The organism is Streptomyces sp. NPDC002817, assembly GCF_053592055.1.
Genome location: NZ_JBSFUY010000011.1, coordinates 197,538 through 224,154, shown reverse-complemented (window position 1 = coordinate 224,154; position 26,617 = coordinate 197,538). Strand labels below are relative to the sequence as shown.

Genomic DNA, 26,617 nt, shown 5'->3' with positions numbered 1-26,617 from the left:
TTCGGGCATCCCCCGGCCGAGCACCGTGCCACCGAACCCCCACATGCACATGAACACAGAGAGGAAGCCATCATGGTCAATATTTCTGAGGTCACCGCCGCTCCGAGCCCGGACCTGCTGACGCCGGACAACTCGGTGATGCTGTTCGTGGACCACCAGCCGCAGATGTTCTTCGGCACCGGAAGCGGCGACCGCGGCGCGATCATCAACGCCACCGTGGGTCTGGCCAAGGCCGCCAAGGCCTTCAACGTCCCCACCGTGCTGACCACGGTCGCCGCCGAGTCGTTCTCCGGCCCGCTGCTGCCGCAGCTCGCCGAGGTCTTCCCCGGCCAGGAGATCATCGACCGCACCACCATGAACGCGTGGGAGGACAGCGCGCTCGTAGAGGCCATCAAGGCCACGGGCCGCACGAAGATCATCCTGTCGGGTCTGTGGACCGAGGTGTGCCTGGTTCTCCCGGCGCTGTCCGCGCTCGGCCAGGGCTACGAGGTCTACGTCGTGACCGACGCCTCCGGCGGTGTCAGCCCGCTGGCCCACGAGCACGCCATCCAGCGCATGATCCAGGCCGGTGCTGTCCCGGTCACCTGGATCCAGGTCCTGCTCGAGCTGCAGCGTGACTGGGCCCGCGGCGAGACCTACGGCGCGGTCATGGAGATCGTCAAGGAGCACGGCGGCGCCTACGGCCTCGGCGTCGTCTACGCCCAGTCGGTCATCGGCGCCCACGCTGCCGGCTGACCCCTGTCTCACTGCCCCAACGGGTACAGCGGGGCGGCTGCCAGGCCTCCACCCAAGCAGGAGGAACCGCCGCCCCGCCCACCGATCGAACCGGGCAACCATTCCAAGGAGTCACCGTGAACAGTGGCGAACCAACAAGCCACAGCTCCCGGAACCGGCACGGCCGCAGTGATGTTCTGCCGGTTGTGCTGACCGTGCTGACTGTTGTAAGCGGCCTGATCGATGCCATCAGTTATCTAGGCCTCGGACACGTCTTCACCGCGAACATGACCGGCAACGTCGTCATCCTGGGCTTCGCCGCGGTCGGAGCCCCTGGCTTCTCCGTGGCCGGGTCCCTGGTGTCACTGGGGGCGTTCATGGCCGGAGCCGTAGGCGCCGGCCGCCTCGAACTCGCGATGCGTCAACGACCGCGCCACCACTGGGTCCGCACCGTCCTCGTCCTGGAGGCGCTGCTGCTGGCCATAGCCACCGTGATCGCCTTCACTGCTCCCGCAGGCAGGCTGTACGAGCTGATCGCGCTCATCGCGCTGGCCATGGGCATGCGCAACGGCACAGTGCGCAAGCTCGCGGTGCCGGACATGACTACCACGGTGCTGACCTTGACCATCACCGGCCTGGCCTTCGACTCCTCGCTCGCGGGGGGCACCAACCCGCGCGTCGGCCGCCGGATCACCGCTGTCCTGGCCATGCTGGCCGGCGCGCTGGCCGGCGCCTGGCTCGTCCTGCACCACGGCCTCGGATGGCCTCTCCTCGCCAGCACGACTGCCGTCGCCGCCACCGCACTTGCCGTGCGGCCCGCTCCCGCCGCGGAGCCGGACGCGGCCTGAACAAGCCGTAAGCCGACCGGCTCACCGGACGCCAACCGCCCGATCCTGCCCGGCCGGACCCGATTGCTGCCCATGAGCAGCAGAACTCGACATACAACGATGGAGGTGGGCTGGATGCCTACAATGCCTGTTGCTGGTCTGACACCCGAGGCCGTCGCCAGTGCGGCCGACGTGGTAGTGCGTAACGCCAAGGTCTACACCGGTGATCCGGGTCGACCGCAGGCGAGCGCGGTGGCGATCAAGGACGGCAGGGTCACCGTCGTCGGTGACGATGCCGAGATGGTACCCCTGGTCGGCGCGCATACCCGGGTCGTGGACGCGTTGGGCCGGCGCGTGGTGCCGGGCCTGAACGACTCCCATCTGCACGTCATCCGCGGCGGCCTGAACTACGTGCTGGAGCTGCGCTGGGACGGTGTGCCCACCCTGCGTCAGGGCCTGGCGATGCTGCGCGAGCAGGCCGCCCGCACGCCCAAGGGCCAGTGGGTCCGCGTGGTCGGCGGCTGGTCGGCGGACCAGTTCGCCGAGCGGCGTCTGCCCACCGTCGCGGAACTGAACGCCGCCGCCCCCGACACCCCTGTCTTCGTCCTGCACCTGTACCAGTCGGCCATCATGAACCGGGCCGCCCTGCAGGCGGCGGGCTTCACCAAGGACACCCCCGACCCCCGCGGCGGGCAGATAGTCCGCGGTCACGACGGCGAACCCACCGGCATGCTGCTGGCCGCCCCCAGCGCCCTGATCCTGTACTCCACCCTCGCCAAAGCTCCGACTCTGCAGGGTGAGGACCTCAAGACCTCCACCCGCCACTACCTGCGCGAACTCAACCGGTTCGGCCTCACCTCCGCCATCGACGCGGCCGGCGGCTTCCAGAACTTTCCCGACAACTACGGCACCGTCATCGACCTGGCCAAGGCCGGCCAACTCTCGCTGCGCATCGCCTATCACCTGTTCCCGCAGACCGCTGGACAGGAGATCGCCGACCTGCAGCGATGGATCGAGATGGTGCGCCCCGGCGACGGCGACGAGTGGCTGCGGCTCAATGGCGCGGGCGAGAACCTGATCTGGTCGGCCGCGGACTTCGAGAACTTCTCCGAACCCCGCCCGCAGCTGGGCGAGTACGAGGCCGAGTTCGAAAAGGCCGTACGGCTGCTGATGGAGAACGGCTGGGGCTTCCGCCTGCACGCCACCTACGACGAGACCATCCGCCGCAATCTGTCGGTCTTCGAGAAGCTGGCCGCCGAAGGCCTGTTCCCGGCCGACACACGGTGGCTGTTCGACCACGCCGAGACCGTCTCGCGCGAGAGCCTGGACCGGATTGCGGCACTGGGCGGCGCGATGTCGGTACAGAACCGGATGTCCTTCCAGGGTGAGGCGTTCGTACGCCGCTACGGCGCAGGCGCCGCCGCAGAAGCCCCTCCGATCCGCGCCATGCTCGACCGGGGCCTGACGGTCGGCGCCGGCACGGACGCCACCCGGGTGTCCTCCTACAACCCGTGGGTGGCGCTGCACTGGCTGGTGGCCGGCCGCACCGTCGGCGACCTGACGCTCTACCCGCCGCAGAACCGGGTCAGCCGGGAGACCGCGCTGGCGATGTACACCCAAAACGGAGCACGGCTGACCGGCGAGGAGAACGTCAAGGGCATCCTGGCGCCAGGCTTCTTCGGCGACCTGGCGATCCTGTCCGACGACTTCTTCTCCGTCCCCGAGCAGGACATTCCGCACATCGAGTCGCTGCTGACCGTGGTCGGCGGACGGATCGTGTACGCCACGGGCGAGTACGAGGGCTTGGACGAGCCGATCCCGACGATCAGCCCATTGTGGAGCCCGGTGGCGCACTTCGGCGGCTACCAGGCCACCGTCAAGCCCAGCATCTCCGGCGCCCGTCAGGCCGAACTCCTCGGTCAGGCCGTCGCAGAATCCGAGCAGCACCGTCAGTGGCGTGTGCAGCGAGGCTTCACCCCCGAAGCCAGCCCGGAGATCTTCGACGCCTGCTTCGTCCTCTGACCCACCCCACCCACCCGTTCATATCGTTAGAAGTCAGGAGGCTCGCCGTGGATGCCGGACTGCTCATCCTTCGACTGGCCATCGGCCTGCTGATCGCAGGGCACGGAGTCCAGAAAGTCAGCTTCCGCCTCAACGGCGGCGGGATTGCAGGCAGCATCGAGGAGTTCCGTCACGACGGTTTCCGCGGTGGGCGCCTGACCGCACTGGCCGCCGGCGGCGGCCAGATCGTCGGCGGCCTGCTGCTGGCCGCCGGGGCGCTTACCCCGCTAGCGGCTGTCACCGCCATCGGCGTGATGACCGTCGCGATCACCGTCAAGTGGCACAACGGCCTGTGGGTCCAGAACGACGGCTACGAATACCCCCTCGTCCTCGTGGTCACCCCCGCAGCCCTCACCCTGACCGGACCGGGCCGCTGGTCCGTCGACCACGCCATGGGCCTCACCCCCTGGGCCTGGTGGTGGGCCCTCGCCGCCACCGCCCTCGGGATCGCCAGCGGACTCCTCACCCGAGCACTCCTCGCACAACCCGCCGACCAGCGGCAGTAACGCGACATGGCCGGCCCGAGAAGCGTAAATACCATCCGGCCAGGGTGGTTGTGGCCGCACACCGATCCGGCCGCTGAGCTCGGCCTCGATCAGCGCCTGCAGCATCCGCACGGCGTAACGGCGTACGGTCTTGCGGTCCAGCCCGGTGCGGTCGCTGATCGCGGAGATCCTCATGCCATTCTCGTTCCAGCGGGCACGGACCTGCTGCTGAGCGCGCGTTTCCTCGGGTGGCGCGGCGGTACTGTCCGGCTCAGATTCGGGTTGCTTGAGGCAGGTGCGGTGGCGTCTGAGGTCTTCTCTACGGCGGTGGCGAGGTTGTGGAGCAGATGCCAGCGGTCCGCCATTCGTGGGATCCCGGACATCGCGCGGTTGGCGCCGTCGGCGAATGCGCCACCTCGGTCCCGGCAGACCATCTTCACGTGCCGATGATCTTGGAGCCAGGCGGCGAAGGTGTTCGCGGTGTGATCGGGCAGCACATCTACGGGGCCGGCGGAAAGCCATGTCCAGCAGGATGGCGCCGAATCTCCGGCCGCGGCGGAACGCGAACTCATCCACCCCCAGGACCTCCGTCCGGAATCGGCGGGACGTAAAGGCGGTGGATCAGCCGTAACGGCGTTGACCTGCTGACCGGGGCCGCCAGGTGGGCGGCAAGGCGTTCGCCGGCCCGGCCGCCGAGCGCCAAGGCGACTTGCTCCAGCAGGCGTTGCAGGCCGATAGGCAGCCGTCCGTACCGGAAGGTCAGCCGCTCGTCTTGGTCATCGCCGTCCGCGCCGCACTGGTGTGCTGCGCCCGGACGCTGACACTCGGACTGGGGGCGGGCCGACCCGTTCGCCCCTGTTGCACGGCGCAGCCCGTCAGCTGCCGACAGGATGCGGCCGGTGCGGCGTGCTTCGGGTCGCCTCGATGCACCCCCAGGGCAGGGCGGCGAGGACTCCATGAAACAGCCCACCGGCAAGTATGAGTTCGCGCGAATGTGCCAGGCGATCACAGCGCGACCGGCCCTTCATGGCAGCGAGTTCCGTCGCGGCGCCAGGCGGACGGTCGGCCCGGTGACGTACGCGCAGACGATGACGACGAGGGACGCGCAGCCAAGGGGAGGTGATCCAACGGTGCTGCCGATGAACATGGACGCCGCGCATACCCTGCGACCTCCGGGTCCCCGCAGTCCTAACAGACGCAAACTCTGGCTGTACCCACCCTCCTCATGGTTCAATATTCAATTACATGTTGGGTTTATCGAGTGGGGTCGCGGCATGACAGAACTCGGCGCGGCCGACGCGGACTCTGCGACAGTCCGGCGTGCGGGGGCTCGGGCCAGAGCAGCTCTGTCTACCGGCGCAGGAGGAAACACCTCCTACCGGGCAGAGTTCGCTTTGGCCCCACTCGTCTGGCTGGTCCCTCGCCTCAGTGGGCCAGGCGCCCCAACGCCATCGCGAAGCTGGCTTGCTGTACCGGAACCGAAGGTCACCCGCAAGGGCCGGGACGCGCAGCCGGGCGTCCGCAGTGGGGCTCCGACTCTGCATGTCGGTCAGGATGCGCCTGCGCCTGGCCATCGAGTGCACGCGTTGCATGCGCAAGGATCCTGCACGATCAGCGCACCTGCTGCACAAATGACGCATCCGTTGCCGGGACAGCAAGGAAAGCTTCGACTGGTTGGCTTTGCTGAGCGAATGGGTCGCTATTGCGGGCCGTTGGCGCCGAGCGTCGCAGCGTCACCAAATTCAGGGAGCCCCTGTGGAGAGAATCGAACCGACCATATTTGACGCGCAGCAGTCTCTGCGTTCTTTCAACAGTGCGGCGCGCTGGCTCAGCGAGCGGGTCGGGCAGGAATTTCGACGCGAGAGCGGCATGTGGCAGATCCACTACGAGATGCTTTCTTGGCTGTCGGAAGCTCCTGAGGGGCAACTGGGCTTGACCAAGCTGGCTCGGCGGATGGGGATATCAACAAGCCGACTATCCCACCTGGTGGACCGCGCACAGGAGCACGGCTGGGTGGAGCGTGCACCGGATCCTGTCGACCTTCGTATCGTCCTCGCCAGGCTGACCGACGCAGGAAAAGATGCCCTGCGCGCGGCAACTCCCCTCCAACTCGCATGTGTGCGCTCTCGCCTCATCGAGCGTCTCACCCCTGCCCAGGTGGAGCAGCTGCGCGAGATCAGTGAGGCACTGATCGGCCGGTCGGCCAACAGCACGAAGGCGGACAGTGCAGAGTCGGGACACGCGGGCATTTCGTTGCTTCCCTTTGCCGCACCCCAGTGAGCCTCTTTCATCCTGTGCCGTGGGGGTGAAATGGGCTGGTCAGATGTGGTGATGTGGCGAAGCCCCTCGTCGTTGGTGTGGTGATCTCACTCAACACGCCGACGGCCGGGGGGCTTCGTTGGGACTTCGTCATCGTCGACGGCACGCTCATCCCTACCGACCGTATCGCCGCGGACCAGCCGTACTACTCGCAGAAGCACAAGCAGCACGGCATGAATGTCCAGGTCGTCGCACGCCCGGACGGCACCCCGCTGTGGTTCTCCCGCGCGACACCGGGCCGCACGCACGACCTGACCGCGGCCCACGCGCACGGCATCGTCCAAGCCTGCCTCACCCGGCAGATCCTGGTCCTGGCCGACCGGGCCTACCAGGGTGCCGGCGCCACCTTCCGCACCCCCTACTACCACCACAACGAACAGCCCAAGCACTACCAGCAGTTCAACCGTGACCATGCCCGGCTGCGAGCTCCGGGAGAACGCGCCTTCGCACAGCTGAAGTCCTGGCGGCTGTTACGGCGAGCCCAATGTTCAACCCGGCGTATCGGCACCATCGTCCGAGCCATCCACACACTCATGACCTGCGACCATTCAGGATGAAAGAGGTTCACTGAGACCACCACACCCTCCCGAACGTGTGCCACGGCCGCCCTGCCGCGCACACCATCCGTGAACTCCTCGCCCGCGCAACCGACCTGGACTCGGCACACATGGTGAATGTCCACCTCACAGCAATGCCAACGGCACCCACGACGCATGCGCCACCGTCGGCCGACTCCAGGACCCACGCGCCCGACGACCCGGCCGAGTCCGACAAGCCCTCCTCCGGCACACGCCCAGGCAACCCGTGGTCCCCCGCTGTCGGCTGACACATGGTCAACCCCCGTATCGACCCGCAGTGGAACATCCGTGCACCCCCGCCGACGGAGCCGGTCCGTGTCTGACGGGGGTATCCGACGGGCCGATGCGTTACGCGCCCAACAGGGGCAGCGGAGCGAAGGTGTGTCCCTCCCAGAGTCGACGGGCGGCCTCCTCCGGGTACGCGGCGACCGCCGGTTCGGTGTCGAGGACTCGGACGAGACGCTGCTCGGGGTCGTACGCGGGCCAGCCCGGGTCTCCCGTGGCGGCGAAGGCCGTCCAGGCGGACCGGAACCGGGCGGAGAGGGCCTCGGTCTCCGGCGACGGAACGGGCCCGGTGAGCATGGCACCGAGGCCTCCGTAGACGCCGAAGGTCAGCGGCACGTCCAGACCGTGACAGGCTCCGAGAGCCCCGCCGCCGGCGGGGGCCGGGAACGTCAGCTCGTACACGTGCGCCCGGCCTCCGCCCGCCACCTGAGCCTCCGCCAGGTGCAGCGACGGCATCCGGAACAGCCAGTCGGACTGCACCAGTTCGAACAGGTACTCCGCCGAGGCGTCCGGGAACGCGGCACGATAGGCCCGCTCGCTCTCCGGCACCGGCCCGAACAGGCCCAGCGCCAGCGACGCCAATCCCTCGTCCACCTGGCCGATGAGACCACCGAGCATGAGGAAGAGGCGGAATTCGTCCCGGTTGTGACCGACGATCAGCTCCACGTCCTGTGCGGCTCCACCGGCGAGAGCCTGCCACGGTGCGGCAGGCAGGACTTCGCCGTCGACCACGGGCGAGAACGGGGTCGGGGTGAGAGCGACCGCTCCCCAGCGCTCCACGTAGCCCCTCATCCGGGAACCGAGTGCGGCTCCCGCCTCGGGCAGTTTGCGCGGGTCCACACCGGACAGGTCCTCGACCGTCGGCCGCAGCCCCAGCCCGCCGGCCAGCTCCTCGGCAATGTCCGCGGCCAGCGCGCCGGAGAAGAACGTGCCTGGGACGCTCTGGGCGATCGCCCGCCGGAACAGACCCCGGGCTCGCGGCATGACCATCAGCGCGGCGATGGACCCCGCACCGGCCGACTCGCCGAAAACGGTGACCTGGTCGGGGTCACCACCGAAGGCGGCGATGTTCTCGCGCACCCACTCCAGTGCCGCCACCTGGTCGAGCAGCCCGCGGTTCGCGGGAGCACCCTCGATCAGGGCGAACCCCTCGATGCCGACTCGGTAGTTGAGGGTCACCACGACCACCTGACCGTCACGGGAGAGACGGCTGCCGTCGTAGGCCGGGTCGTCGGCGGAGCCGAACTTGTACGCGCCGCCATAGATCCACACCATGACCGGCCGTCGTGCGCCCGGATCCGCTTCCGGCGTCCACACATTGACCGTCAGCCAGTCGTCACCGGCCGGCACGCCACCGGGCGGAGCCGCCTCGGGGCCCATCGTTTCCTGGGGAGGCGGCGGCCCGAACGCGAACGCCTCTCGCACACCGTCCCATCCGCCCACCGGTCGCGGCTCGGCGAAGCGCGCCTCGCCCATCGGCGGCAGCGCGTACGGGATGCCGCGGAAGACGTCCAGGTCACCCTCACGACGGCCACGGACCGCGCCCGCAGCGGTCGCGACCTCACAGAACTGGTTCTCGCTCATACCGGCCCATCCTGCATCGACATTATTGAACTATCAAACATCCATGAGCGGGAATGCACCGGAAGCGTGGCGCAGCACCATTGACACTCACCCCGTCCGACCCGAGACTCATGGCCAGCCCATAGTGAAGCATGTTTCACCAGGCGAACAGCTCTCCTGTTTCAGAGCGCCCCACATCTCCAAGGACGAAGATGAACTCCTCCCCCGCGCCGACCGCGTCCTGCCCCCCACGGCACACGTTCCGCACGGTCTTCCCGGTCCTGGCCCTGTGCTGGCTGGCCGTGTTCTTCGACGGCATGGACGTCAACATCTACGGCGCCGTCATGCCGCACATGCTCGACGACCCCTCGCTCGGGCTGACCCCCGCCACCGCCGGCACCATCGGCAGCTGGACCACGTTCGGCATGCTCATCGGCGCGCTCACCGCCGGAAACCTCACCGACTGGCTGGGCCGGCGGATGATGCTGGTGGCGAGCGTGTCGCTGTTCTCCGCCGGCTCGGCGATCTGCGCCGTGGCCCCGGGCATCGGGCTGTTCGGAGCGGGCCGGTTCGTCGCCGGTCTCGGCCTCGGCGGGCTCATGCCGCTGTGCCTGGCGATGGTGATGGAGTTCGCGCCGCCTCGCAAGGTCGCCCTCACCACCGGCCTGCTCATGACGTCGTACCACTTCGGAGGCATGGCGGCCACCGGCCTCGGCCTGAGCCTGGCTCCGGCGGCCGGCTGGCGCTGGGTGTTCTGGGCGGGTGTGCTCCCCGCCGTGATCGCCGTACCGCTGCTGCTCAAGCTGCTGCCCGAGTCGCCCGGTGTCCTGCTGGCGCGCGGCGAGCGTGAGAAGGCGGATGCGGTCGCGGATCGGTACGGTCTCGTCCGCCCCACCCCGGTCGAGGCTCCTGCCTCCGGTGCGGCCGGTCGCCTCGCCGCCGTGCGCGCACTGTTCCACCCGCGGTCGCGCTGGGCGACCCCGCTGCTGTGGCTCGCGTCTTTCAGCGGACTGCTGCTGGTGTACGGCGTGAGCACCTGGCTGCCGCAGATGATGCGCGCCGAAGGCTACGGCCTGAACTCCTCCGTCAGCTTCCTCATGGTCATCAACGCGGGCGGCATCGTCGGCCTGCTCATCGCCGGCCGCACCGCCGACAAGTTCGGCGCGGTGCGCGTGTCTGCGATCTGGTTCGTCCTGACCGCCGCCGGAGCCCTGCTGCTCAAGTCCCACCTGCCGCTCGGCGTCACCTACGTCGTGGTCGCCATCACCGGGGTGTGGCTGTTCAGCGCCCAGGTCATGGTCTACGCGGCCACCGACACCGTCTACCGCGACAGCGAGCGGGCGGCGGGGCTCGGCTGGGTCACCGGAGTCGGCCGCACCGGTGCGGTCGTCGGCCCCTGGCTGATCGGCCACCTGGCCACCAGCGGCAACCAGAGCTGGGGGTTCACCACCTTCGCCCTGGCCGGACTCGTGGGCGCCGTCGCCATCTCCCTGGTGCCGCTCGCCCAGCGGATCACCCGGAGCAACAGCCCCACCCCTGCACCCCTCGCGGCGGCCACGGCCGACGCCGCGGACAGCTGACGCACCGTTCCCCCTCTCAGGCACGCACTCACTCCAACCCCCACACGAAATGGAGTCAGCATGTTCCTGCGTACCCGGTCCCCCCTGGGACGTCTCCCCCGCGCCCTGGCGGTGGCAACCGCGGCCCTGGCTCTGATCACCACCGCCGGGGCGGCCGCCCCTTCCCCCGCACGGGCGGCCGCCACTGACGTGGAGGTCACCAAGGACCTCGCCTACGCCCCGGCCCAACCGCCCGGCACCCAGGGCCATCTGCTGGACCTCTACATCCCCCGCTCCGACCGACCGCTCCCGCTGGTGATCTTCACCAGCGGTTCGGGCTGGCTCGCCGACAGCGGACGGCAGGGTGCCGACAAGGTCGCCGCTCAGCTCAACCCGCACGGATACGCCGTCGCGGGGGTGGCGATCCGCTCCAGCGGACAGGCGCAGTTCCCGGCCCAGTTGTACGACATCAAGGGCGCCATCCGCTGGCTGCGCGCGAACGCGGGGACCTATCACCTCGACCCGACCAGGTTCGTGATCATGGGCGACTCGTCCGGTGGCTGGACCACGGCGATGGCCGCCGTCACCGGAGACATCCCGGCGCTGGAAGGCGATGTCGGACCGCAGGGCCCGTCCAGCTCCGTCCAGGCGGCCGTCCCCTTCTACCCGCCGACCGACTTCCTGCAGATGGACGCGCACATGCCGGACAACTGCCGTGAGTTCAACTCGGCGTTCGGCCTGACGGACTGCCATTCCGACGCCCGGTCCCCGGAATCCCGGTTGCTCGGCTGTACCATCACCGCCTGCCCCGGTACAGTCGCCGCCGCGAACCCGCTCAGCTACATAGGCAAGCGGCACACTCCGCCGTTCCTCATCCTTCACGGAAAGCGGGACTCCATCGTCCCGTACCACCAGAGCAGCATCCTGTACGACAAGCTCGCGGCCTCGGGCGACGACGCACGTCTGCTCTCCTTCCCCGCGGCCGGACACGGCACGGACTTCGCGATGCTCAGCGACGACGCCACCCGGGAGGGCGCCTACGAGCAGACCGCCAAGGGCGGACGGACCACGCCACCGCGTCCCGTCACACCGACCTGGCAGACCGTCATCACGTTTCTGGAGCAGAGCACCGCGGCCAAGTCCCACTGAAGCAACCAGAGTTCAGAGCACCAGACACCCGCACAGAACCGGGAGACATGGATGCGTCACTACTGGAAGCGATTACTGGCGGCCGGTGCCGTCACCTCACTGGTCGTGGTGGGAGGGCCGGTGGCCAGTCAGCCGGCGGCCCTCGCCGCGGCGAACACCACGGCGTGGCAGAACGGCGGGTTCGTCGTCGACACCCCCAACGTGGTCCGCCGGTCGAACATCGTGCTCGCGCGCGCGAACACCGCCGCGAGCGAGTTCGTCCCCCTGGGCAACGGCACGCTCGGCGTCGCCGCCTGGGCGGCGAACGGTTTCACCGCCCAGCTCAACCGCAACGACACCTTCCCCAACCGCAGATCGCCCGGCTGGGTCACCGTCCCCGGCCTCAGCAGACTCACCTCCGCCTCCGACTTCACCAGCCGACTGGACCTGTACGACGGGACGCTGTACCAATCCGGCGGCGGTATGACCTTGCGGGCGTACGTGCGGGCGGACACCTCGCAGCTCGTCGTCGACGTCACCGGCGCCGACCCGAGCAGCACGCAGACGGCGCAGGTGCAGCTGTGGAGCAGCCGTTCCCCCAGTGCGCAGGCCTCCGGCTCGGTGGCAACGTTATCGGAGGCATGGACCGACAGCGGTGTGTCCGGCGCCTCCGGACGGACCTTCGGGACGCTGGCCGGGATCAGCGCGGGCGGACGGGACGTCACCGCTTCCACGCCCGACTCCCGTACCGGGCAGGTGAGTTTCCGGCCCAACAGCGACGGGGCGTTCCGCGTCGTCGTGGCGTCCCCGGCCTGGACCGGCGGCGACGCGGTCAGCACCACGACAACCCTGCTCAGCAGCGATCTGACCCGTCCCTCCGCGGACCTCGCCGCAGGTCATCTCGCCTGGTGGCACGCCTACTGGAACTCGGTGGGCCTCATCAAGATCTCGTCCGCCGACGGCTCCGGCGAGTACTTCGAGAACATGCGCACCCTCTACCTGTACAACATCGCGGCCTCCAACCGCGGCGCCCTGCCCGGCAGCCAGGCCGGCGAGGCGAACCTGTTCAACCCGAGCCAGGACAGCCAGCCCTGGTACCCCGCGGGCTACTGGTTCTGGAACCTGCGCATGTACGTCCAGGCCAACATCTCGGCCGGCGCCTTCTCCCTCAACACCCCGGTCTTCGACCTCTACCGCACCAACATCGACGACATCGCCGCCTGGACCAGGGCCCACTTCCCCGGCAGGCAGGGGCTGTGCGTGCCGGAGACGATGCGGTTCAACGGCAACGGCTACTACGCCCCGGGGCAGGCGGAGAGCAACGCCTCCTGTGACTCGCTCATCACCCCGTCCTACAACTCCCAGACGGTCACCACGGGCGCCGAGATCGGCATGTGGATCTGGCAGACGTATCTGACGACCGACGACAGGTCCTTCCTGACGCGGTACTACCCGCTGATGAAGGGCGCCGCGCAGTTCCTGCTGTCGCACGCCACGACCGGGTCGGACGGTCTGCTGCACACCACCTCCAACGCGCACGAGACGCAGTGGGCGGTCAACGACCCGACGACGGACGTGACGGCGATGCGGGCCCTGTTCCCGGTCGTGGTGTCGGCGGCTCAGACGCTGGGCCTCGATGCCGACCTGGTCTCGGCTCTGCTCACCGCCATCCCGAAGATCCGTCCACTGCCCAGGACGGACACCGCGACCAAGACCCAAGTGCTCGGCCCGTCCTCCGACGCCTCCGGCACGAACTTGATCGCCCTGTCCGCCCAGCCGACAGCCACCCAGCACAACGCCGAGAACCTGGGGCTCGAACCGGTCTGGCCGTACGGGCTGATCGGGGACAGCGGCAACGACACCGACCTGGGCAAGAGGACCTTCACATACCGCAGTTACGTCACGCGGAGCGACTGGAGCTTCGACGCGCTGCAGGCCGCCCGGCTCGGTCTGGGAGACGAGATGCGCACCGCGATGACGGCCAACGTCGCCAAGTACCAGGTCTTCCCCAACGGCCTGGCCAGCTGGAACGCCCAGCCGCAGACACCGTATCTGGAGCAACAGGGCGTCAACGCGGCCGCGATCAGCGAGGGACTCGTGCAGAACTACGACGGGCTCCTTCGCATCGCGCCGGGCTGGCCCAGTTCCTGGGATGCCGACGGGACGGTGTACATCCAGCACAAGGGCAAGGCTCATGTGCAGATCCGCGGCGGGACGCTGGTGACGGTGGCGGTGCGGGCCGGCGCGAGCGGCGACATCACCGTACGCAATCCGTGGCCCGGCCAGAACGTCATGGTGGTCAACGGCTCCGGGGGGGACGGTGCTCTCCGGCCAGAACGGCGCCACGCTCACGATTCCCGCCACGTCCGGGACGTCGTACCTGATCCAGCGGCCCTCGGCCCCCACCACGTCTCTCCCCTTCGCCGCAGTGAGCGGAAGCCCCGCCACCACGCCGAAGAGCCTGGGCAGCAGGGTCATCGGCCTGTCCCCCTGAGATTCCATTTCACGGTCCTTCAATTATCACCCCTCGCCAAAATCTCCTCATTTCTCCATCACCACAGCGATCAGCTTTGGGTAAGATTAAAGCAATCGCCGTCGAGGTGATTCCTGCAGGCTTCCCAAACCTGCCGGCGAGAAAGAGAAAAGGACCTCTGAATGAAGCGTCAGGTCGTGAAACCCATCAAGAGAATCTGCATGGCAGGACTTCTCGCCATAGCCGCTCTCGCGCTCACGGGACCGACGGCGTCCGCCGCGGGGTGCGTGTACGACCCGGCGAACGGCGGGCGTTGCTCGATAGTCGAGCCTCCTGCCTAGACAGTGACTCCCGGCCTGCGACGAGAACCGATCTCGTCGCAGGCCGGGAGCCCTGCCGGAAATGCGCGAATTCATGAAAGAAATTGGGGCGAGAGTACGGATCGTGGCATTCCAGCGACAATCAGCACCGATTCGCGACATCGAGGATCGGATCGGCGGCCGTTTCGGAGAACCGATCAAGCCGCGCTTCTCCCCGTCAGCCCTGCACCGTCCTGAACAACCTGCCGGTCTCCTCGCCCGGGTCCTTCGGGACCGTGTATCCGGTCTCGTCCCTGATCTCGTCGAAGTGGTCCCGCACGTCCTCCATCGACAGGGCCGGATTGAAATAGCCGTCCGTTCTACCGACGAAGAACCGCGCGACGTGGCCGGCTCCCACCGTGTACATCTCGCCGGAGACGGGGCAGTCCTCGTGTGCCAGGTAGGCCACGACCGGGGCGACCAGCGCCGGATCGAGCCGGTCGACGAAGGACCTCATGCGTTCCACGGTCATGGCCTGCTCGGCACGATCAGGCTCTGACTCGGGAGCCTTCCCCTGCGCTCCGGTTCGCGTCAGGGACTGGGTGAGCATACGGGTGAGGGCGATCGGGGCCACAGCATTGGCCTTGATGCCGTGTGCGGCCCCTTCGGCGGCCAGGACGCGGGTGAGGCCGATCAGACCCGTCTTGGCGGCGCCGTAGTTGCTCTTGTCCGCCGTGCCCAGCACTCCGGCCGCCGAGATGGTGTTGATCACGCGGCCGTAGCCCTGTTCACGCATCAGGTTCCAGGCCGGCCTGGTGACGAAGAAGGCGCCCTTCAGGTGTACGTCGAGGACGGGATCGAGCAGGTCGGCCGTCATGTCGTGGAAGGGTGCGTCCCGCAGGATGCCGGCGTTGTTGACGACGATGTCCACGGTGCCGTAGGCGTCCTGGGCGGTACGGACGACGGCCTTTCCGCCCTCGGGTGTCGCCACGCTGTGCGTGTCCGCCGTCGCCTCACCTCCCAGATCGCGTATCTCCCGGGCAACGCTCTCGGCGGGGCCCTCGTCAGCGCCTTCGCCCGCCGTCGACCCGCCGGTGTCGTTGACCACGACCCGTGCTCCGCGCGACGCCAGCAGCAGGGCGTACTCCCGGCCCAGTCCGCCGCCCGCGCCGGTGACGACCGCGACCCTGCCGTCGAATCCGAGGTCGGTCATGCGTGGTCCCAGGTGACCGGCATCCGCTCCGGACCGCGCGTGGAGACGCCCGACTTCCACACGACGTCGTCGGCGGAGTCGGCGAACCGCAGACCCGGCAACCGTGTCAGCAGGGTGTGGAGGGTGACCTGGAGTTCCATCCGGGCCAGCGGGGCGCCGAGGCAGTGGTGGGCGCCGTGCCCGAACCCGATGTGGGGGGCTTCCTTGCGCGTCAGATCGAGTTGGTCGGGATCGGTGTAGACGGACTCGTCCCGGTTGGCCGAGGACCTGTCGACCACCACGGGCTCGCCCGCGCGCACGATCACGCCGCCCAACTCGACGTCCTCCAGGGCGTAGCGCGGCTGCGAGCTGCCCGCTCCGGCGGGGATGTAGCGCACCAGTTCCTCCACGGCCCGGGGCACCAAGTCCAGGTCGCCGCGCAGGACCGCGAGCTGGTCGGGGTTGGTGAGCAGCAGGTAGACGAAGTTGGGGATCTGCGTGGCGGTGGTCTCGTGGCCGGCGACGAGGATCGTCTCCGCCATCGTCAGCAGTTCCTCCTCGGAGAGGCGGTCCTCGGCGTCGCGGGCGGCGACGAGGGCGGACAACAGGTCGTCCTGCGGTTCCTTGCGGCGCTCGGCGGTGAGGGCGGAGACGTACTCCCTCAGCTGTGCGCGGGACTCGCCAACCTGCTCCCGGGTGAACTTGCTGGTGGACAGGTAGGCGTCCGCCCATCGCCGGAAGTCGGCCCGGTCCTCGAAGGGCACGCCGAGCAGTTCGCACATCACGGCGATCGGCAACGGCAGCCCGAAGTCCTGCACCAGTTCCGCGGGCGGCCCCTTGACGATCATCGCTTCGACGAGTCCGTCCGCGATCTGCTGGACGCGCGGCCTCAGTTGATCGATGCGCCGCATCGTGAACGCCTTCGCCACCAGCCTGCGCAGCCGGCTGTGCTCGGGCGGGTCTAGGCTGATCATCGCTCCGGCGCCCGCCGGATAGGGGCGTGAGCGGGGCTGGTCGCGGCCGACGGCGGCGGCGCGGCTGAAGCGCGGGTCGCCGAGGACGACCTTCACGTCTTCGTAGCGGGTGGCCAGCCAGGCCGGCTCGCCGTAGGGCAGCTGGACGCGACACATGGGCTCTTCGCGCCGCAGCGCCGTGTACAGCGGGTCGAAGTCCAGCTTCTCGGTGGCGAACGGATAGGACCGGGTGTCTGTGACGGTCATGCGTGCCTCTCGGTACGGTCGCGGTTCACCAGGTGACGGGCAGTTCGTGGACGCCGTAGATGCTCATGTCGCCGCGGAACCTCAGCTCCTCGAAGGGAACCGCGAGTCGCAGGTCCGGAAGCCTGCGCAGGAGGGCGGGCAGCGCGATCTCCAGTTCCGCGCGGGCCAGGATCTGGCCGATGCACTGGTGGGTGCCGTGGCCGAAGGCGACGTGTCCGCGGCAATCGCGGCCGATGTCGAAGGCGTCGGGGTCGGGGAAGAACTCAGGGTCCCGGTTGCCGGCGGGCAGGTTGATGACCAGGCCTTCACCGGCCTTGATCAGCTGTCCGCCGATGGTGACATCCTCGACGGCGATGCGGCCCACCAGGCTGTGCACGATCGTCAGGTGGCGCAGCAGTTCCTCCACCGCGCCCGCGACCACCTTCGGGTCGTCGGTGTCCCGGATCCGCGCGAGGTCGTCGGGATGGCGGAGAAGGAACAGGGTGCTCAGGGCGATCATGTTGGCCGTGGTCTCGTGGCCGGCGTTGAGCATGAGGTACCCGTTCATCGCCACCGTGTCGCGGTCGATGTCGCCCTTCGCGACGTGCTCGCTCAGCAGGCGGCTGATGAGGTCGTCGCCGGGCTCCGCTTCCTTGCGTGCGACCAGTTCCCGCAGGTAACCGAAGAGGGCCGCACTCGCGGCGGTCCGCTCCTCCTGCGGGCGGTGCAAGCTCATCGTGACAGCCGTGTGCCGCTGGAAGAGCTCGTGGTCCGCGTACGGCACTCCGAGCAACAGGGAGATCACAAGGGACGGCACGGGCAGCGCGAAGTCACGCACGATGTCGGCCGGTTGACCCTTGTCGATCATCTGGTCGAGGAAGTCGTCCACCATCTCCTGGATGCGCGGACGCATGGCCTGTACCCGCTTGACGGTGAAGTCCTTGGTCAGCATGCGGCGCAGCCGGGCGTGCTCCGGGTCGTCCATCCGCGGGAAGATCGGCGGGGCACCCTCACCGCGCTCCTCCCCCTGGAGCCGCCCGACGATGTCCGCGCTGACGCGGGGATCGGTCATGGCGGTCTTGATGTCCTCCAGCCGGCTCACCACCCAGACCGTGTGGCCGCCCCACACCACCTTGCGCAGCCCCTCCGCCTCGCGCCACTGCGCGTATTCGGACGGCGGGTCGAAAGGACAGCGGGCTGAACGCTCACCGGGGAAGACGGGAAGTCCAGCCGCTCCGTTGGCGTCGGTCACCGTGCTCATCCATGCTCCTGGGTCGATGGGGAGGGGGTAACGCTGTTCCGGATCTCCATCCGCAGCCCGGCCAGCCAACTGCGTTCCGCGTCGATGCACGCGATCCCGTGGTCGAGCGCGAGGCGGCTCCAGCGCTCCATCCGCACGGACGCCAGCGCGGCGACACGGTCGCGGCTGAGGGCAATCACCCCGTCGCGGGCGTCGAGTACGCGCAGTTGTTCCTCGGTGCTCAGCCAGGCGAAGTTCACCAGCCGCGCATGGAACTCGCGCGACTGGTCCGCTCCGCCTTCGGGGAGCTCGGCCAGCATGTCGTGCAGAACCTCGCGCCCGACGTCGGTGATCGAGTAGACGTGCCGCGGCGGCTTGGCCTCCTGCTCCTGCGAACTGCGCAGCACCGCCCCGCCGTCGACGAACTGACGCAGCCGGGGATAGAGGGAGTTGTTGGACAGCGTGTGTCCCGTCGCCGCCTCCACCTCCCTGCGCAGCTCGTAACCGTGTCGTGGCCCGCGGGCCAGCTCGGCCAAAAGGAGGATGTCGATCCACATAGCGGTTACCGTAACCTAGGTCTTCATAACCTAGCAATCAACACTCGCCCGACTCCGCCGAGAACGAGGACGAAAACCATGCGTGTGGAAGTGGAACTCGACGAGCCCAAATGCGTCGCCGCCGGCCAGTGCGTCCTGGCCGCTCCGGACGTGTTCGACCAGCGCGACGAGGACGGAGTGGCCGTCCTGCTCGACGACCGGCCCGACCCGGCCCTCCTCGACGGCGTGAAGGAAGCCGCGGCTCTCTGCCCCGCGGCGGCGATCCGTCTGGTCGAGCGGTGAGGCGGATCGTTGTCGTCGGCGCCTCGGCCGCGGGCCTCGCGGCGGCCGAGACGCTGCGCCGGGAGGGTTACGACGGGACGCTGACCCTCATCGGCGACGAACTGCTCCTGCCGTACGACCGGCCTCCCCTGTCCAAACAGTTCCTGACCGGACAATGGGAATCCGGGCAACTGGCGCTGCGTGGCACCGCCGACATGCACGCACTCGGCCTCGATCTGCGCCTCGGTACCACCGCGACCGGGCTGGACACCACAGCTCGGGCGGTGCGCCTAGCGAACGGTGCGACAGTGCCCTACGACGGACTGGTCATCGCCACGGGTGTCCGCCCCCGTCGACTGCCGAGCGAGAACACTCACGTGCTGCGGACACTGAACGACGCCCTGTCCCTGAGGGAACGGCTCGGGCACGGACGCCGCCTCCTCGTCGTCGGCGCCGGGTTCCTTGGTGCCGAGGTCGCGGCCACGGCTACGGCGCTCGGCTCCTCCGTCACCCTCTTCGAACCCGCGGCGGTTCCGCTGGCCCAAGTGGTGGGTACGGAGGTCGGCCAGGTCTTCGCCCGAGCCCATCGCGAGCACGGCGTGAACCTGCGCACCGGGGTGACGGTGTCGCGGGTGACCGAGGTAGGTGTGTTCCTCTCCGACGGCGAGTTCATCGAGGGCGACGAGGTCCTGGTAGCCGTGGGGTCGCAGCCCAACACCGAGTGGCTGGCCGGCAGCGGGCTCACCGTGGAGGACGGAGTGGCGTGCGACGCGTACTGCCAGGCCGCGTCCGGCATCTACGCGGCCGGGGACGTGGCCCGCTGGTACAACCCGCTGTTCGCCACCTCCATGCGGATCGAGCACCGCACCAACGCGGCCGAGCAGGGCATGGCCGCCGCCCGCAACCTGCTCGCCGCACCCGAGGCGCGCAAGGAGTTCGCACCGGTGCCGTATTTCTGGTCGGACCAGTACGACATGAAGATCCAGGCGCACGGATACCTGCGCGGCCATGACGAAGTCGCCCTGGTGGAGGGCGACTTGGGTGAGCGCCGCTTCGTGGTGGCCTACCGCAGCGGCGACCGTCTGACCGGCGTCCTGGGCGTGGGCGTCACGCCGAAGGTCCTGCGTGGCTGGCGGCAGGCACTGACCGCGGGCACCCCGTGGCACGAGGTCGCGGCGAACGGGACGGGCACGCCGGCCGCCGTCGAGAGCACCGCGACCGGGACGCCGCGGTGAGTCACGGCAGGAACCTGCTCACCTCCGCGCGACCGCCGATCCCGGTCGTCCACGACGTACGAGCGCCATCGGCTCTTCCGCTCCCCTCCCCCACGCCCCGGAGGCCCGACCCATGTCCTTCCCACCACCCCTGACATCCGAGTCCTCGGACGGCTGGCGTGCGAACGTCCTGGTGGCGGTCCTCGCCTTCACCGGAGTCACCGTCGCACTGGTTCAGACGCTCATCATCCCGATCATCCCCCACCTTCCCGAGTACCTGGACGCCCCCGCCTCCGACGCCGCCTGGGCGCTCACCGCCACCCTGCTGTGCGGCGCCGTCGCCACCCCTGTGATGGGCCGGCTCGGCGACATGTACGGCAAGCGCCGCATGCTGCTGATCGGCGTCGCCATGATGGTGGCGGGATCCGTGATCTGCGCGCTCAGCGAGTCCCTCGCCCCGATGATCGCCGGACGAGCCCTGCAGGGCCTGTCGAACGGGGTCATCCCGCTCGGGGTGAGCATCCTGCGGGACGAGGTGCCCACCGAGCGCCTCCCCGTGTCCACGGCCGTGATGCTCGGCTCCCTCGGCGTCGGCGGTGCTCTGGGCCTGCCCGCGGCCGCGCTGATCGCCGACACGTTCGACTGGCACGTACTGTTCTGGACCTCGGCCGCCCTGGGCGCGCTCGCGCTCCTTCTCGTCCTGCTGTTCGTGTCCGAGTCGAAGGTGCGCCCCGGTGGGCGCGTCGACCTCACGGGCGCCGTGGGCATGGGCATCGGTCTGGCCTGTCTGCTGCTCGCGATCTCCAAGGGCACCGACTGGGGCTGGGGCGACGGCACCACTCTCGGCCTCCTCGCCGTGGCCCTGGTCGTCCTCCCGCTGTGGGGCTGGTTCGAGTTGCGCACCCCCCAGCCCATGGTGGACCTGCGCACCAGCGCACACCCCCGGGTCCTGTTCACCCACCTCGCCGGACTGGCCTTCGGGTTCGCCCTGTTCGCGCTCAACCTGGTCCTGCCCCAAGTACTCCAGTTACCCAAGGCCACGGGCCACGGGCTGGGCGAGTCCCTCACCTCGGCGGGGCTGGCGATGGCCCCGCAGGGTCTGGTCATGATGGCCGTCGCCCCGCTCTCGGCCCGTGTCACCAGGACCCGGGGGCCGAAGACGACCCTGATGATCGGCGCCGTGGTCGTGGGAGTGGGCTACCTCCTCATCATGGTGATGATGTCCGCCACATGGACACTGATCATGGCCTCCTGCGTGGTCGCCATGGGAGTCGGTTTCGGCTATGCCGCGCTGCCGACCCTCGTCATGGAATCCGTTCCCGTATCGGCAACCGCCGCGGCCAACAGCCTCAACGCCCTGATGCGATCCATCGGGACCACCACCTCGAGCGCCCTGGCCGGGGTGCTCCTCGCCCATATGACGATCGATTTCCACGGCGTGGAGGTTCCCTCGGAGAACGGCCTGCGCGCCGTGCTGGCGATCGGCGTCGGTGCCGCTGCCGTCGCTCTGGCCGTCGCCTCCTTCATCCCCCGGCACCTGCCCGATGCCGAGGTGTCACCGGGCGGACGCGATGGTCGAGAAGGTCGGTACGCGGACTATGACCGACGGCGACTGATCCGTGGCGGATCGATGACCGGCGGGCATTGGTCGCCGGCGCCGGAGTCGTACACGGTTCCGGGGCGGGGCACCGCTCCGGCCCGATCCGCCGTCCCACAGGCATCTCGGTCTTCCGGCACGAACCCGCGCGCCCGCTGGGGACGGCGGGCCGACCATCGCACGCGCTGCCCGAAGCACGCGGCCCACCCTCGGCTCTGAGCGTGTGGCGGTGAAACCCCGGTTGAGCAGTCGGTCGGCCCGATCCCGGACGTCGTCCTACGGCGGGAGTCACGCCTCCCCCTCGCACACGCCGTAGCCTGCGGCGCGACTCTGACCGACGTCCGCGTACCGAACGGACGGCCGACCGACCGGCATTGGCGCGTGGCCCTGCCTGGCCGCGGCCTCGAATGGTTCCTGCAGGAACCGCTGTGCGAGGACACTGATCGACTTGACTCCGTCCCCCGTGCGCAGTGGCTCCATCAGGCGGAGCAAGTCAGACCGGGACAAAGCCATCACGTCACCTCTCGTTTCAACGAGCCTCACTGTTCGGAGAGTTGCGCGAGAGCCGCCCTATGAGCAGGGGCTGTGCCTGAGCAGCTCTGCGTCGGCGAGAGGGACACTCCTTTCCGGCGCACCTCGTTTGGTCGGAAGCGGCGGCGGGCCCGCCCTTTCGTCGACCGACCGTGTCCCGCCGCGGGATACGGAAGCGACCACCTCCCAGGTCGCGCCCGCACCAGCCCCGCCCCGGTCCACGCGACGCGGAGCTCAACAGGGACAACCAGTCACTGCGCGACCTTGTCCCGGGTGTCGGCCGACAAGAAGGGGCCCGGGGCCCAAGGCCGATCCGGCGACCGGCCCCGGAGCCCCGGAGCGCTCTCCGGCCTGCTCACGCGACACGACACGATCCGGCCGCCATCAAGGGCCGGCATCGTGACGGCCCGCGGTCGGCTACTTGGCGACGTACGCGTCGGCCTCGCACTTCTTGACCCACTTCTCCTGGCTCGACGTCGGCAAACGACCACCGGTCAGGGCGAAGTAGCCGGGAGAGTCCCACGAGGGTTCCGCGGCGATGCCGTGGGACTGCATGCAGCTGATCCACTGCCGGTACTTGTCCTTCCAGTTGGGATCCTCCTTGGCAACACGGTCAGGCAGAGTTTGGGGCTGTTTGGACGCGCATGCCTTCAGCGCGGCGTTGTACAGCTTGTCGTTTCCGCCCTTGTACCCCTTCCAGCTGCCGTCCTCGTTCTTGATCATGTAGTTCGCCAGGTCATGCTGGGCCTGGCAGTCCAGGTACACCTGCCACAGCCGCCATTCCTCCTCCTTCGTCGTGTCGGGCCGTATGAGGGGCCGTTCGACCTGCACCGCTGACGGAGAGGGCGCGCTGCTGGGCGTGGCCACACTCGCGACGCCGGTGTCCGCGGCGTCCTCGGCGGGCTCGGATCCTCCGCCGCAGGCCGTGAGCAGCCCCAGTGAGGCCAGAGCGGTGGCCGTGGTGAGACAGCGGACGAAACGCGCCGGGCGGGGCGCGACGAATGTACGCATGGGAACGATCATCTCCTCTGATGTGCCGGTGTGTTCAGGTGGTGGACAGCGCCGCCGTCGGGGACAGCCTGGAAGCCCGGACGGCCGGGTACACGCCCGCGATGACGCCGATGAGTACGGCGCCGCCCAGCCCGCCGGTCACGGCGTTGAGCGGGATCACCGGCGGCCAGTCCTTGTAGGCGGCGTAGCCCAGGGTCGCGAGGACCCCGACGGTGATCCCGGTGAGACCACCGAGGCCGGACAGCGCGATCGATTCGGTGAGGAACTGGCCGCGGATCTGCCCCCGGTTGGCGCCCAGCGCGCGGCGCAGTCCGATCTCGCGGCGGCGTTCGAGCACGGAGATCACCATGGTGTTGGCGACGCCGATGCCGCCGACCAGCAACGCGAGGCCGGCCAGGCCGACGAACAGCCCCGAGAACGTGGCCTCGGCGGACCGCTTCGCGGCCAGGGCGTCCGACGGCCGGCTGACCAGCACCATGCTCGGGGACTGCGGGCTGATGGTGGCGGGAAGCACCGCGTCCACGTCCTCGATCGCCGCCTCATCCGCCTGTATGAACAGCTGTGTCGGCCTGCGGTCGAATCCGAGCTGGCTGTGCGCGGCCTCCCAGCCGACCAGGACGGACCGGTCGATGTCCGGAGTCAGCGGTGTGGTGCGCAGGATCCCGATGACGCTGAACCACCGGTCGCCGATCAACAGGAGGGGCGGCGGTTCGCCGGGGCGCAGGTCGGGGTAGCCCAGGCGGGCCGCCGCGACCGAGCCGAGGACGGCGGTGGGGAACCGGTCGGTGGCCGCGGTCAGGTACCGGCCCGAGCGGATCTTCGCGTTGATCACGTCGAGCAGGTTCGGCCGGGCGGCCAGTACCGTCAGGCCGGACAGGTCGAGCTCACCGATCCGGTCGGAACGCCGGACCACCCTATGGGTGTTGGCCACCGCGGTCACGGCCCGCACCGGACCGACACGGGCGACCATCGCGACCGACTCGGGCGGGAACGAGGCCGGCTCCCCCGGCTCGGCGGCATGCGCGTCCGCCATCGCCTGGAGCCGGTCGGTCCCCAGCGCGGTCAGTTCGGCGTTGAGCGCCCGCTGGCTGGAGGCCGGTATCCCGGTGACCACGATCATCGTGGCGATGCCGATGGAGATGCCGAGCGCGGACAGCGCCGCCCGCATCCGCCGGGTTCGGATGCCGACCAGGCCGAGGCGGAGCAGGTCGGACGGCGAGAGCCGGACAGGCCGGTGCCACGGCGTCGCGGACCCGTGCCGTGCACCCCTCGGCCGGTGCCACAGGGCTGCCCTCATGTCGCGACCCTGTGGCCTGCGCCCCTGTCCGCAGCGGAGTTGTCGGCGACGATGAGCCCGTCCTGGATCTCCACTTGTCGCGGCAGCCGGGCGGCGATGTCGCGGTCGTGGGTGATGATCGCGATGGTGGTTCCCTCCTCGTTGAGCCGGGTGAGCAGTTCGAGCACGGCGCGCCCGTTCGCGGTGTCCAGCGCACCGGTGGGCTCGTCGGCGAGGACCAGCGCGGGTTCGTGGACGAGAGCCCGTGCGATGGCCACCCGCTGCCGTTCGCCGCCGGAGAGCTGGTGCGGCTGGTGGTCGGCGCGGTGGGCCAGGCCGACCCGTTGCAGCGCCGCGACGGCGAGGGGGCCCCGGCGGTTCCTCGGCACTCCGGCGTAGAGCAGGCCGGTGGCCACGTTCTCGGTGGCGGTCAGGCCGTCGGAGAGGTGGAACTGCTGGAAGACGAAGCCGAGCCAGCGCCCGCGCAGCGCGGACAGCTGCCGGTCCGGCAGGGTGGTGACGTCGTGACCGGCGATCACGACGCTGCCGCTGGTCGGCCGGTCCAGGGTGCCCATGACGTGCAGCAGGGTGGACTTGCCCGAACCCGACGGTCCGACGATGGCCAGGAGTTCGCCGTCCCGGATGTCCAGGGACACCCCGGCGAGTGCCTTGACCCCGCCGGGATACTCGACCACCGCGTCCCGGACCGACAGCACTGCCGTCATGATGCGGTCACCACTCGGACGCCCTCGGTGATCCCGGCACCGCTGACCTCGACCATCCCTCTGGAGAACAGGCCGGTTTCCACGGCGACGAACCGGCCGTCGGTGAGCTGCAGCCCGTAGCCGCCTCCGCGCAGTCCGAGCAGTGCGGTGATCGGTACCGCGAGCACCCCGGTGTGGGTCTCGGAGGCGAACGCGACCGAGACCTGCGCCGAGTCGAATTTCTTCACCTTCCCGGGGTCGGTGAACGTGACCGTGATGGTCACCTTCTGTGCCGTGCCGTCGTCCTGGTCGTCCGTTGTCTCGACCGCGGTGCCGATACGGGTCACCTTGCCGGCGGCCGTGGTGTCATCCGGGAGCCGTACCGTCACCGGGGCTCCGCGCTTGACGGCGCCGACCTGGGTGGCGTCCACCTGGACGGTCACGGCCTTGGCGGTGGTGGTGACGCGCAGCAGGGACCCGGCGACAGGGTCGCCGACCTGGACGGTGGCGCCTTCCACCCGGACCGCTCCGCCGAGCACCGCCACGTCGCCGGTCTCGATCACACCGGTGACGGGCACGCCTCGGGCAGCCTGCCAGCGCTTGATCGCGCTGATCAGGTCAGCGGTGAGCACGCCGTCGCCGGACCGCACCTGTACATGGCTGGTCGTGGGAGCCGACTGCGAGGATGCGGATGCCGACGGGGACGGGCTGGACGAGGACGCGGCCTGTTTGCCCTCGCCGGATGTGCTCGCGTCAGCGTCCGACCTCGGCGTGTCGGTCGTCGAAGCCGTGACGGTGACAGTCTGCCCTGGCGCGGGCTGGCTGCCGATGTCGTAGCCGAGAGCCCGCAGGTTGTCGGCGATCACGCGGACATCGCGGCCCACCGTGTTCGGGGTCGCGAGCCGCCGGTACAGCGGGACGCTGCCGTAGAAGACCGGCACGGGCAGGTCGTCGACGCGGTACAGCGGCTTGCCCCGGGAGACCGTGCTGCCGCTCGGCGCCAGCCACGTCACCGTGCCTTCGCCGGTCCCCTTGACCGTACGCGGGGTGCCGTAGCCGAGCGTGCCGTCGAGGGACTGGGTGTCGGTCAGGTCGGTACGGACCACCTTGACCGTCCGCGCCGATGGCTCGGACGTGGACCGCGCCGTACCCGCACCGGAGTCCCATGGCACCGCCATGGCGACGCCCGCTCCCGCCAGCGACACCACGCCCACGGCGAGTGCGACCCGGACGCGTCGTCGGCGCCCCCGCGGGACCGCGCCGGCCGCGGTGGGTACGGGTTCCGGGTCACCGCCGGTCATCGGCGGGACTCCGAGGCGGGGCGGGGCAGGTCGACGACGAGAGGTGCGGGGCGCCGCGGGGCGCGCCGGCCAGCAGTCGGCACGGCGCGGGCTGCGGCGGCGTGCCGGGTGACTCGGATCATGGGTGATGACTCCCGATCGATACGGGCCGCCGGGAGCGGGACGCACCCGGCGGCCGGAGGAGGAAGAGGCACTCCTCTGCGAACGGAGCCGACGATGCCGGACCGGAATCAGAGCGGTTTC

At 69.4% G+C, this 26,617-nt stretch carries 20 protein-coding genes and 1 pseudogene; 12 read left to right on the top strand and 9 right to left on the bottom strand.

The features are described from left to right. The first annotated feature begins 72 nt into the window (after nt 1-72). The 6 genes and pseudogenes from ACWD3I_RS22780 to ACWD3I_RS22755 form a co-directional block, all read left to right on the top strand. The gene (locus tag ACWD3I_RS22780; protein WP_365411271.1) at nt 73-735 is read left to right on the top strand and encodes a hydrolase; all 663 of its coding nucleotides are present in this window, start codon (nt 73-75) and stop codon (nt 733-735) included. Nucleotides 736-929: 194 nt separating this feature from the next. Next, complete coding sequence (locus ACWD3I_RS22775) at nt 930-1,562, top strand: YoaK family protein (RefSeq protein ID WP_365411268.1); 633 nt, start codon at nt 930-932, stop codon at nt 1,560-1,562. A 114-nt stretch (nt 1,563-1,676) separates the two neighbouring features. Next, entirely contained in the window at nt 1,677-3,563 is a 1,887-nt protein-coding gene (locus ACWD3I_RS22770) for an amidohydrolase (protein WP_365411265.1), read from the top strand. Between the two features lie 47 nt (nt 3,564-3,610). After that, a complete protein-coding gene (locus tag ACWD3I_RS22765) occupies nt 3,611-4,108 on the top strand; it encodes a DoxX family protein (RefSeq protein WP_365411262.1) in 498 nt (165 codons plus the stop codon). Between the two features lie 1,734 nt (nt 4,109-5,842). Then, the gene (locus tag ACWD3I_RS22760) at nt 5,843-6,367 is read left to right on the top strand and encodes a MarR family winged helix-turn-helix transcriptional regulator (protein WP_365410002.1); all 525 of its coding nucleotides are present in this window, start codon (nt 5,843-5,845) and stop codon (nt 6,365-6,367) included. 122 nt (nt 6,368-6,489) lie between these two features. Continuing rightward, nucleotides 6,490-6,963, top strand: a pseudogene (locus ACWD3I_RS22755) (transposase family protein); the annotation flags it as partial. A 369-nt stretch (nt 6,964-7,332) separates the two neighbouring features. Here ACWD3I_RS22755 and ACWD3I_RS22750 read toward each other — a convergent pair. Next, nucleotides 7,333-8,853, bottom strand: coding sequence for a carboxylesterase/lipase family protein (locus tag ACWD3I_RS22750; RefSeq protein ID WP_365409999.1), 1,521 nt, complete (start codon nt 8,851-8,853; stop codon nt 7,333-7,335). 191 nt (nt 8,854-9,044) lie between these two features. Between ACWD3I_RS22750 and ACWD3I_RS22745 the strand changes: the two genes are divergently transcribed. Genes ACWD3I_RS22745 through ACWD3I_RS22735 form a run of 3 tightly spaced genes read left to right on the top strand, consistent with a single transcriptional unit; the run spans nt 9,045 to nt 14,123 of the window. After that, the gene (locus tag ACWD3I_RS22745; protein ID WP_365409996.1) at nt 9,045-10,412 is read left to right on the top strand and encodes an MFS transporter; all 1,368 of its coding nucleotides are present in this window, start codon (nt 9,045-9,047) and stop codon (nt 10,410-10,412) included. Nucleotides 10,413-10,472: 60 nt separating this feature from the next. Next, nucleotides 10,473-11,540 (top strand): alpha/beta hydrolase, encoded by a 1,068-nt coding sequence (locus tag ACWD3I_RS22740; RefSeq protein WP_365409993.1) that lies wholly within the window; start codon nt 10,473-10,475, stop codon nt 11,538-11,540. 51 nt (nt 11,541-11,591) lie between these two features. Continuing rightward, nucleotides 11,592-14,123 (top strand): glycosyl hydrolase family 95 catalytic domain-containing protein, encoded by a 2,532-nt coding sequence (locus ACWD3I_RS22735; RefSeq protein ID WP_365409990.1) that lies wholly within the window; start codon nt 11,592-11,594, stop codon nt 14,121-14,123. A 406-nt stretch (nt 14,124-14,529) separates the two neighbouring features. Here ACWD3I_RS22735 and ACWD3I_RS22730 read toward each other — a convergent pair whose 3' ends face one another. Genes ACWD3I_RS22730 through ACWD3I_RS22715 form a run of 4 tightly spaced genes read right to left on the bottom strand, consistent with a single transcriptional unit; the run spans nt 14,530 to nt 18,479 of the window. Beyond that, a complete protein-coding gene (locus ACWD3I_RS22730) occupies nt 14,530-15,504 on the bottom strand; it encodes an SDR family NAD(P)-dependent oxidoreductase (protein WP_365409987.1) in 975 nt (324 codons plus the stop codon). Continuing rightward, nucleotides 15,501-16,703, bottom strand: a complete 1,203-nt coding sequence (locus tag ACWD3I_RS22725) for a cytochrome P450 (RefSeq protein WP_365409984.1) — start codon at nt 16,701-16,703, stop codon at nt 15,501-15,503. Before ACWD3I_RS22725 ends, ACWD3I_RS22730 begins: the two co-directional genes overlap by 4 nt. A 25-nt stretch (nt 16,704-16,728) precedes the next feature. Continuing rightward, the gene (locus ACWD3I_RS22720; RefSeq protein WP_365409981.1) at nt 16,729-17,943 is read right to left on the bottom strand and encodes a cytochrome P450; all 1,215 of its coding nucleotides are present in this window, start codon (nt 17,941-17,943) and stop codon (nt 16,729-16,731) included. Beyond that, on the bottom strand, nt 17,940-18,479 hold the full coding sequence (locus tag ACWD3I_RS22715) for a PadR family transcriptional regulator (protein ID WP_365409978.1): 540 nt from the start codon (nt 18,477-18,479) through the stop codon (nt 17,940-17,942). The genes ACWD3I_RS22720 and ACWD3I_RS22715 overlap by 4 nt, the downstream gene beginning before the upstream one ends. An 84-nt stretch (nt 18,480-18,563) precedes the next feature. Between ACWD3I_RS22715 and ACWD3I_RS22710 the strand changes: the two genes are divergently transcribed. The 3 genes from ACWD3I_RS22710 (at nt 18,564) to ACWD3I_RS22700 (ending at nt 21,770) form a co-directional block, all read left to right on the top strand. Continuing rightward, a complete protein-coding gene (locus ACWD3I_RS22710) occupies nt 18,564-18,761 on the top strand; it encodes a ferredoxin (protein WP_362304676.1) in 198 nt (65 codons plus the stop codon). Further along, complete coding sequence (locus ACWD3I_RS22705; protein ID WP_365409975.1) at nt 18,758-19,975, top strand: NAD(P)/FAD-dependent oxidoreductase; 1,218 nt, start codon at nt 18,758-18,760, stop codon at nt 19,973-19,975. The genes ACWD3I_RS22710 and ACWD3I_RS22705 overlap by 4 nt, the downstream gene beginning before the upstream one ends. Before the next feature lie 112 nt (nt 19,976-20,087). Next, the gene (locus tag ACWD3I_RS22700; RefSeq protein ID WP_365409972.1) at nt 20,088-21,770 is read left to right on the top strand and encodes an MFS transporter; all 1,683 of its coding nucleotides are present in this window, start codon (nt 20,088-20,090) and stop codon (nt 21,768-21,770) included. Nucleotides 21,771-22,499: 729 nt separating this feature from the next. Here the strand turns inward: ACWD3I_RS22700 and ACWD3I_RS22695 are convergent. Genes ACWD3I_RS22695 through ACWD3I_RS22680 form a run of 4 tightly spaced genes read right to left on the bottom strand, consistent with a single transcriptional unit; the run spans nt 22,500 to nt 26,374 of the window. Further along, nucleotides 22,500-23,093 (bottom strand): hypothetical protein, encoded by a 594-nt coding sequence (locus ACWD3I_RS22695; protein ID WP_365409969.1) that lies wholly within the window; start codon nt 23,091-23,093, stop codon nt 22,500-22,502. Between the two features lie 34 nt (nt 23,094-23,127). Beyond that, the gene (locus ACWD3I_RS22690; RefSeq protein ID WP_365409966.1) at nt 23,128-24,390 is read right to left on the bottom strand and encodes an ABC transporter permease; all 1,263 of its coding nucleotides are present in this window, start codon (nt 24,388-24,390) and stop codon (nt 23,128-23,130) included. Then, the gene (locus tag ACWD3I_RS22685; protein ID WP_365409963.1) at nt 24,387-25,094 is read right to left on the bottom strand and encodes an ABC transporter ATP-binding protein; all 708 of its coding nucleotides are present in this window, start codon (nt 25,092-25,094) and stop codon (nt 24,387-24,389) included. Before ACWD3I_RS22685 ends, ACWD3I_RS22690 begins: the two co-directional genes overlap by 4 nt. Continuing rightward, the gene (locus tag ACWD3I_RS22680) at nt 25,091-26,374 is read right to left on the bottom strand and encodes an efflux RND transporter periplasmic adaptor subunit (RefSeq protein ID WP_365409960.1); all 1,284 of its coding nucleotides are present in this window, start codon (nt 26,372-26,374) and stop codon (nt 25,091-25,093) included. Before ACWD3I_RS22680 ends, ACWD3I_RS22685 begins: the two co-directional genes overlap by 4 nt. Between the last annotated feature and the right edge of the window lie 243 nt (nt 26,375-26,617).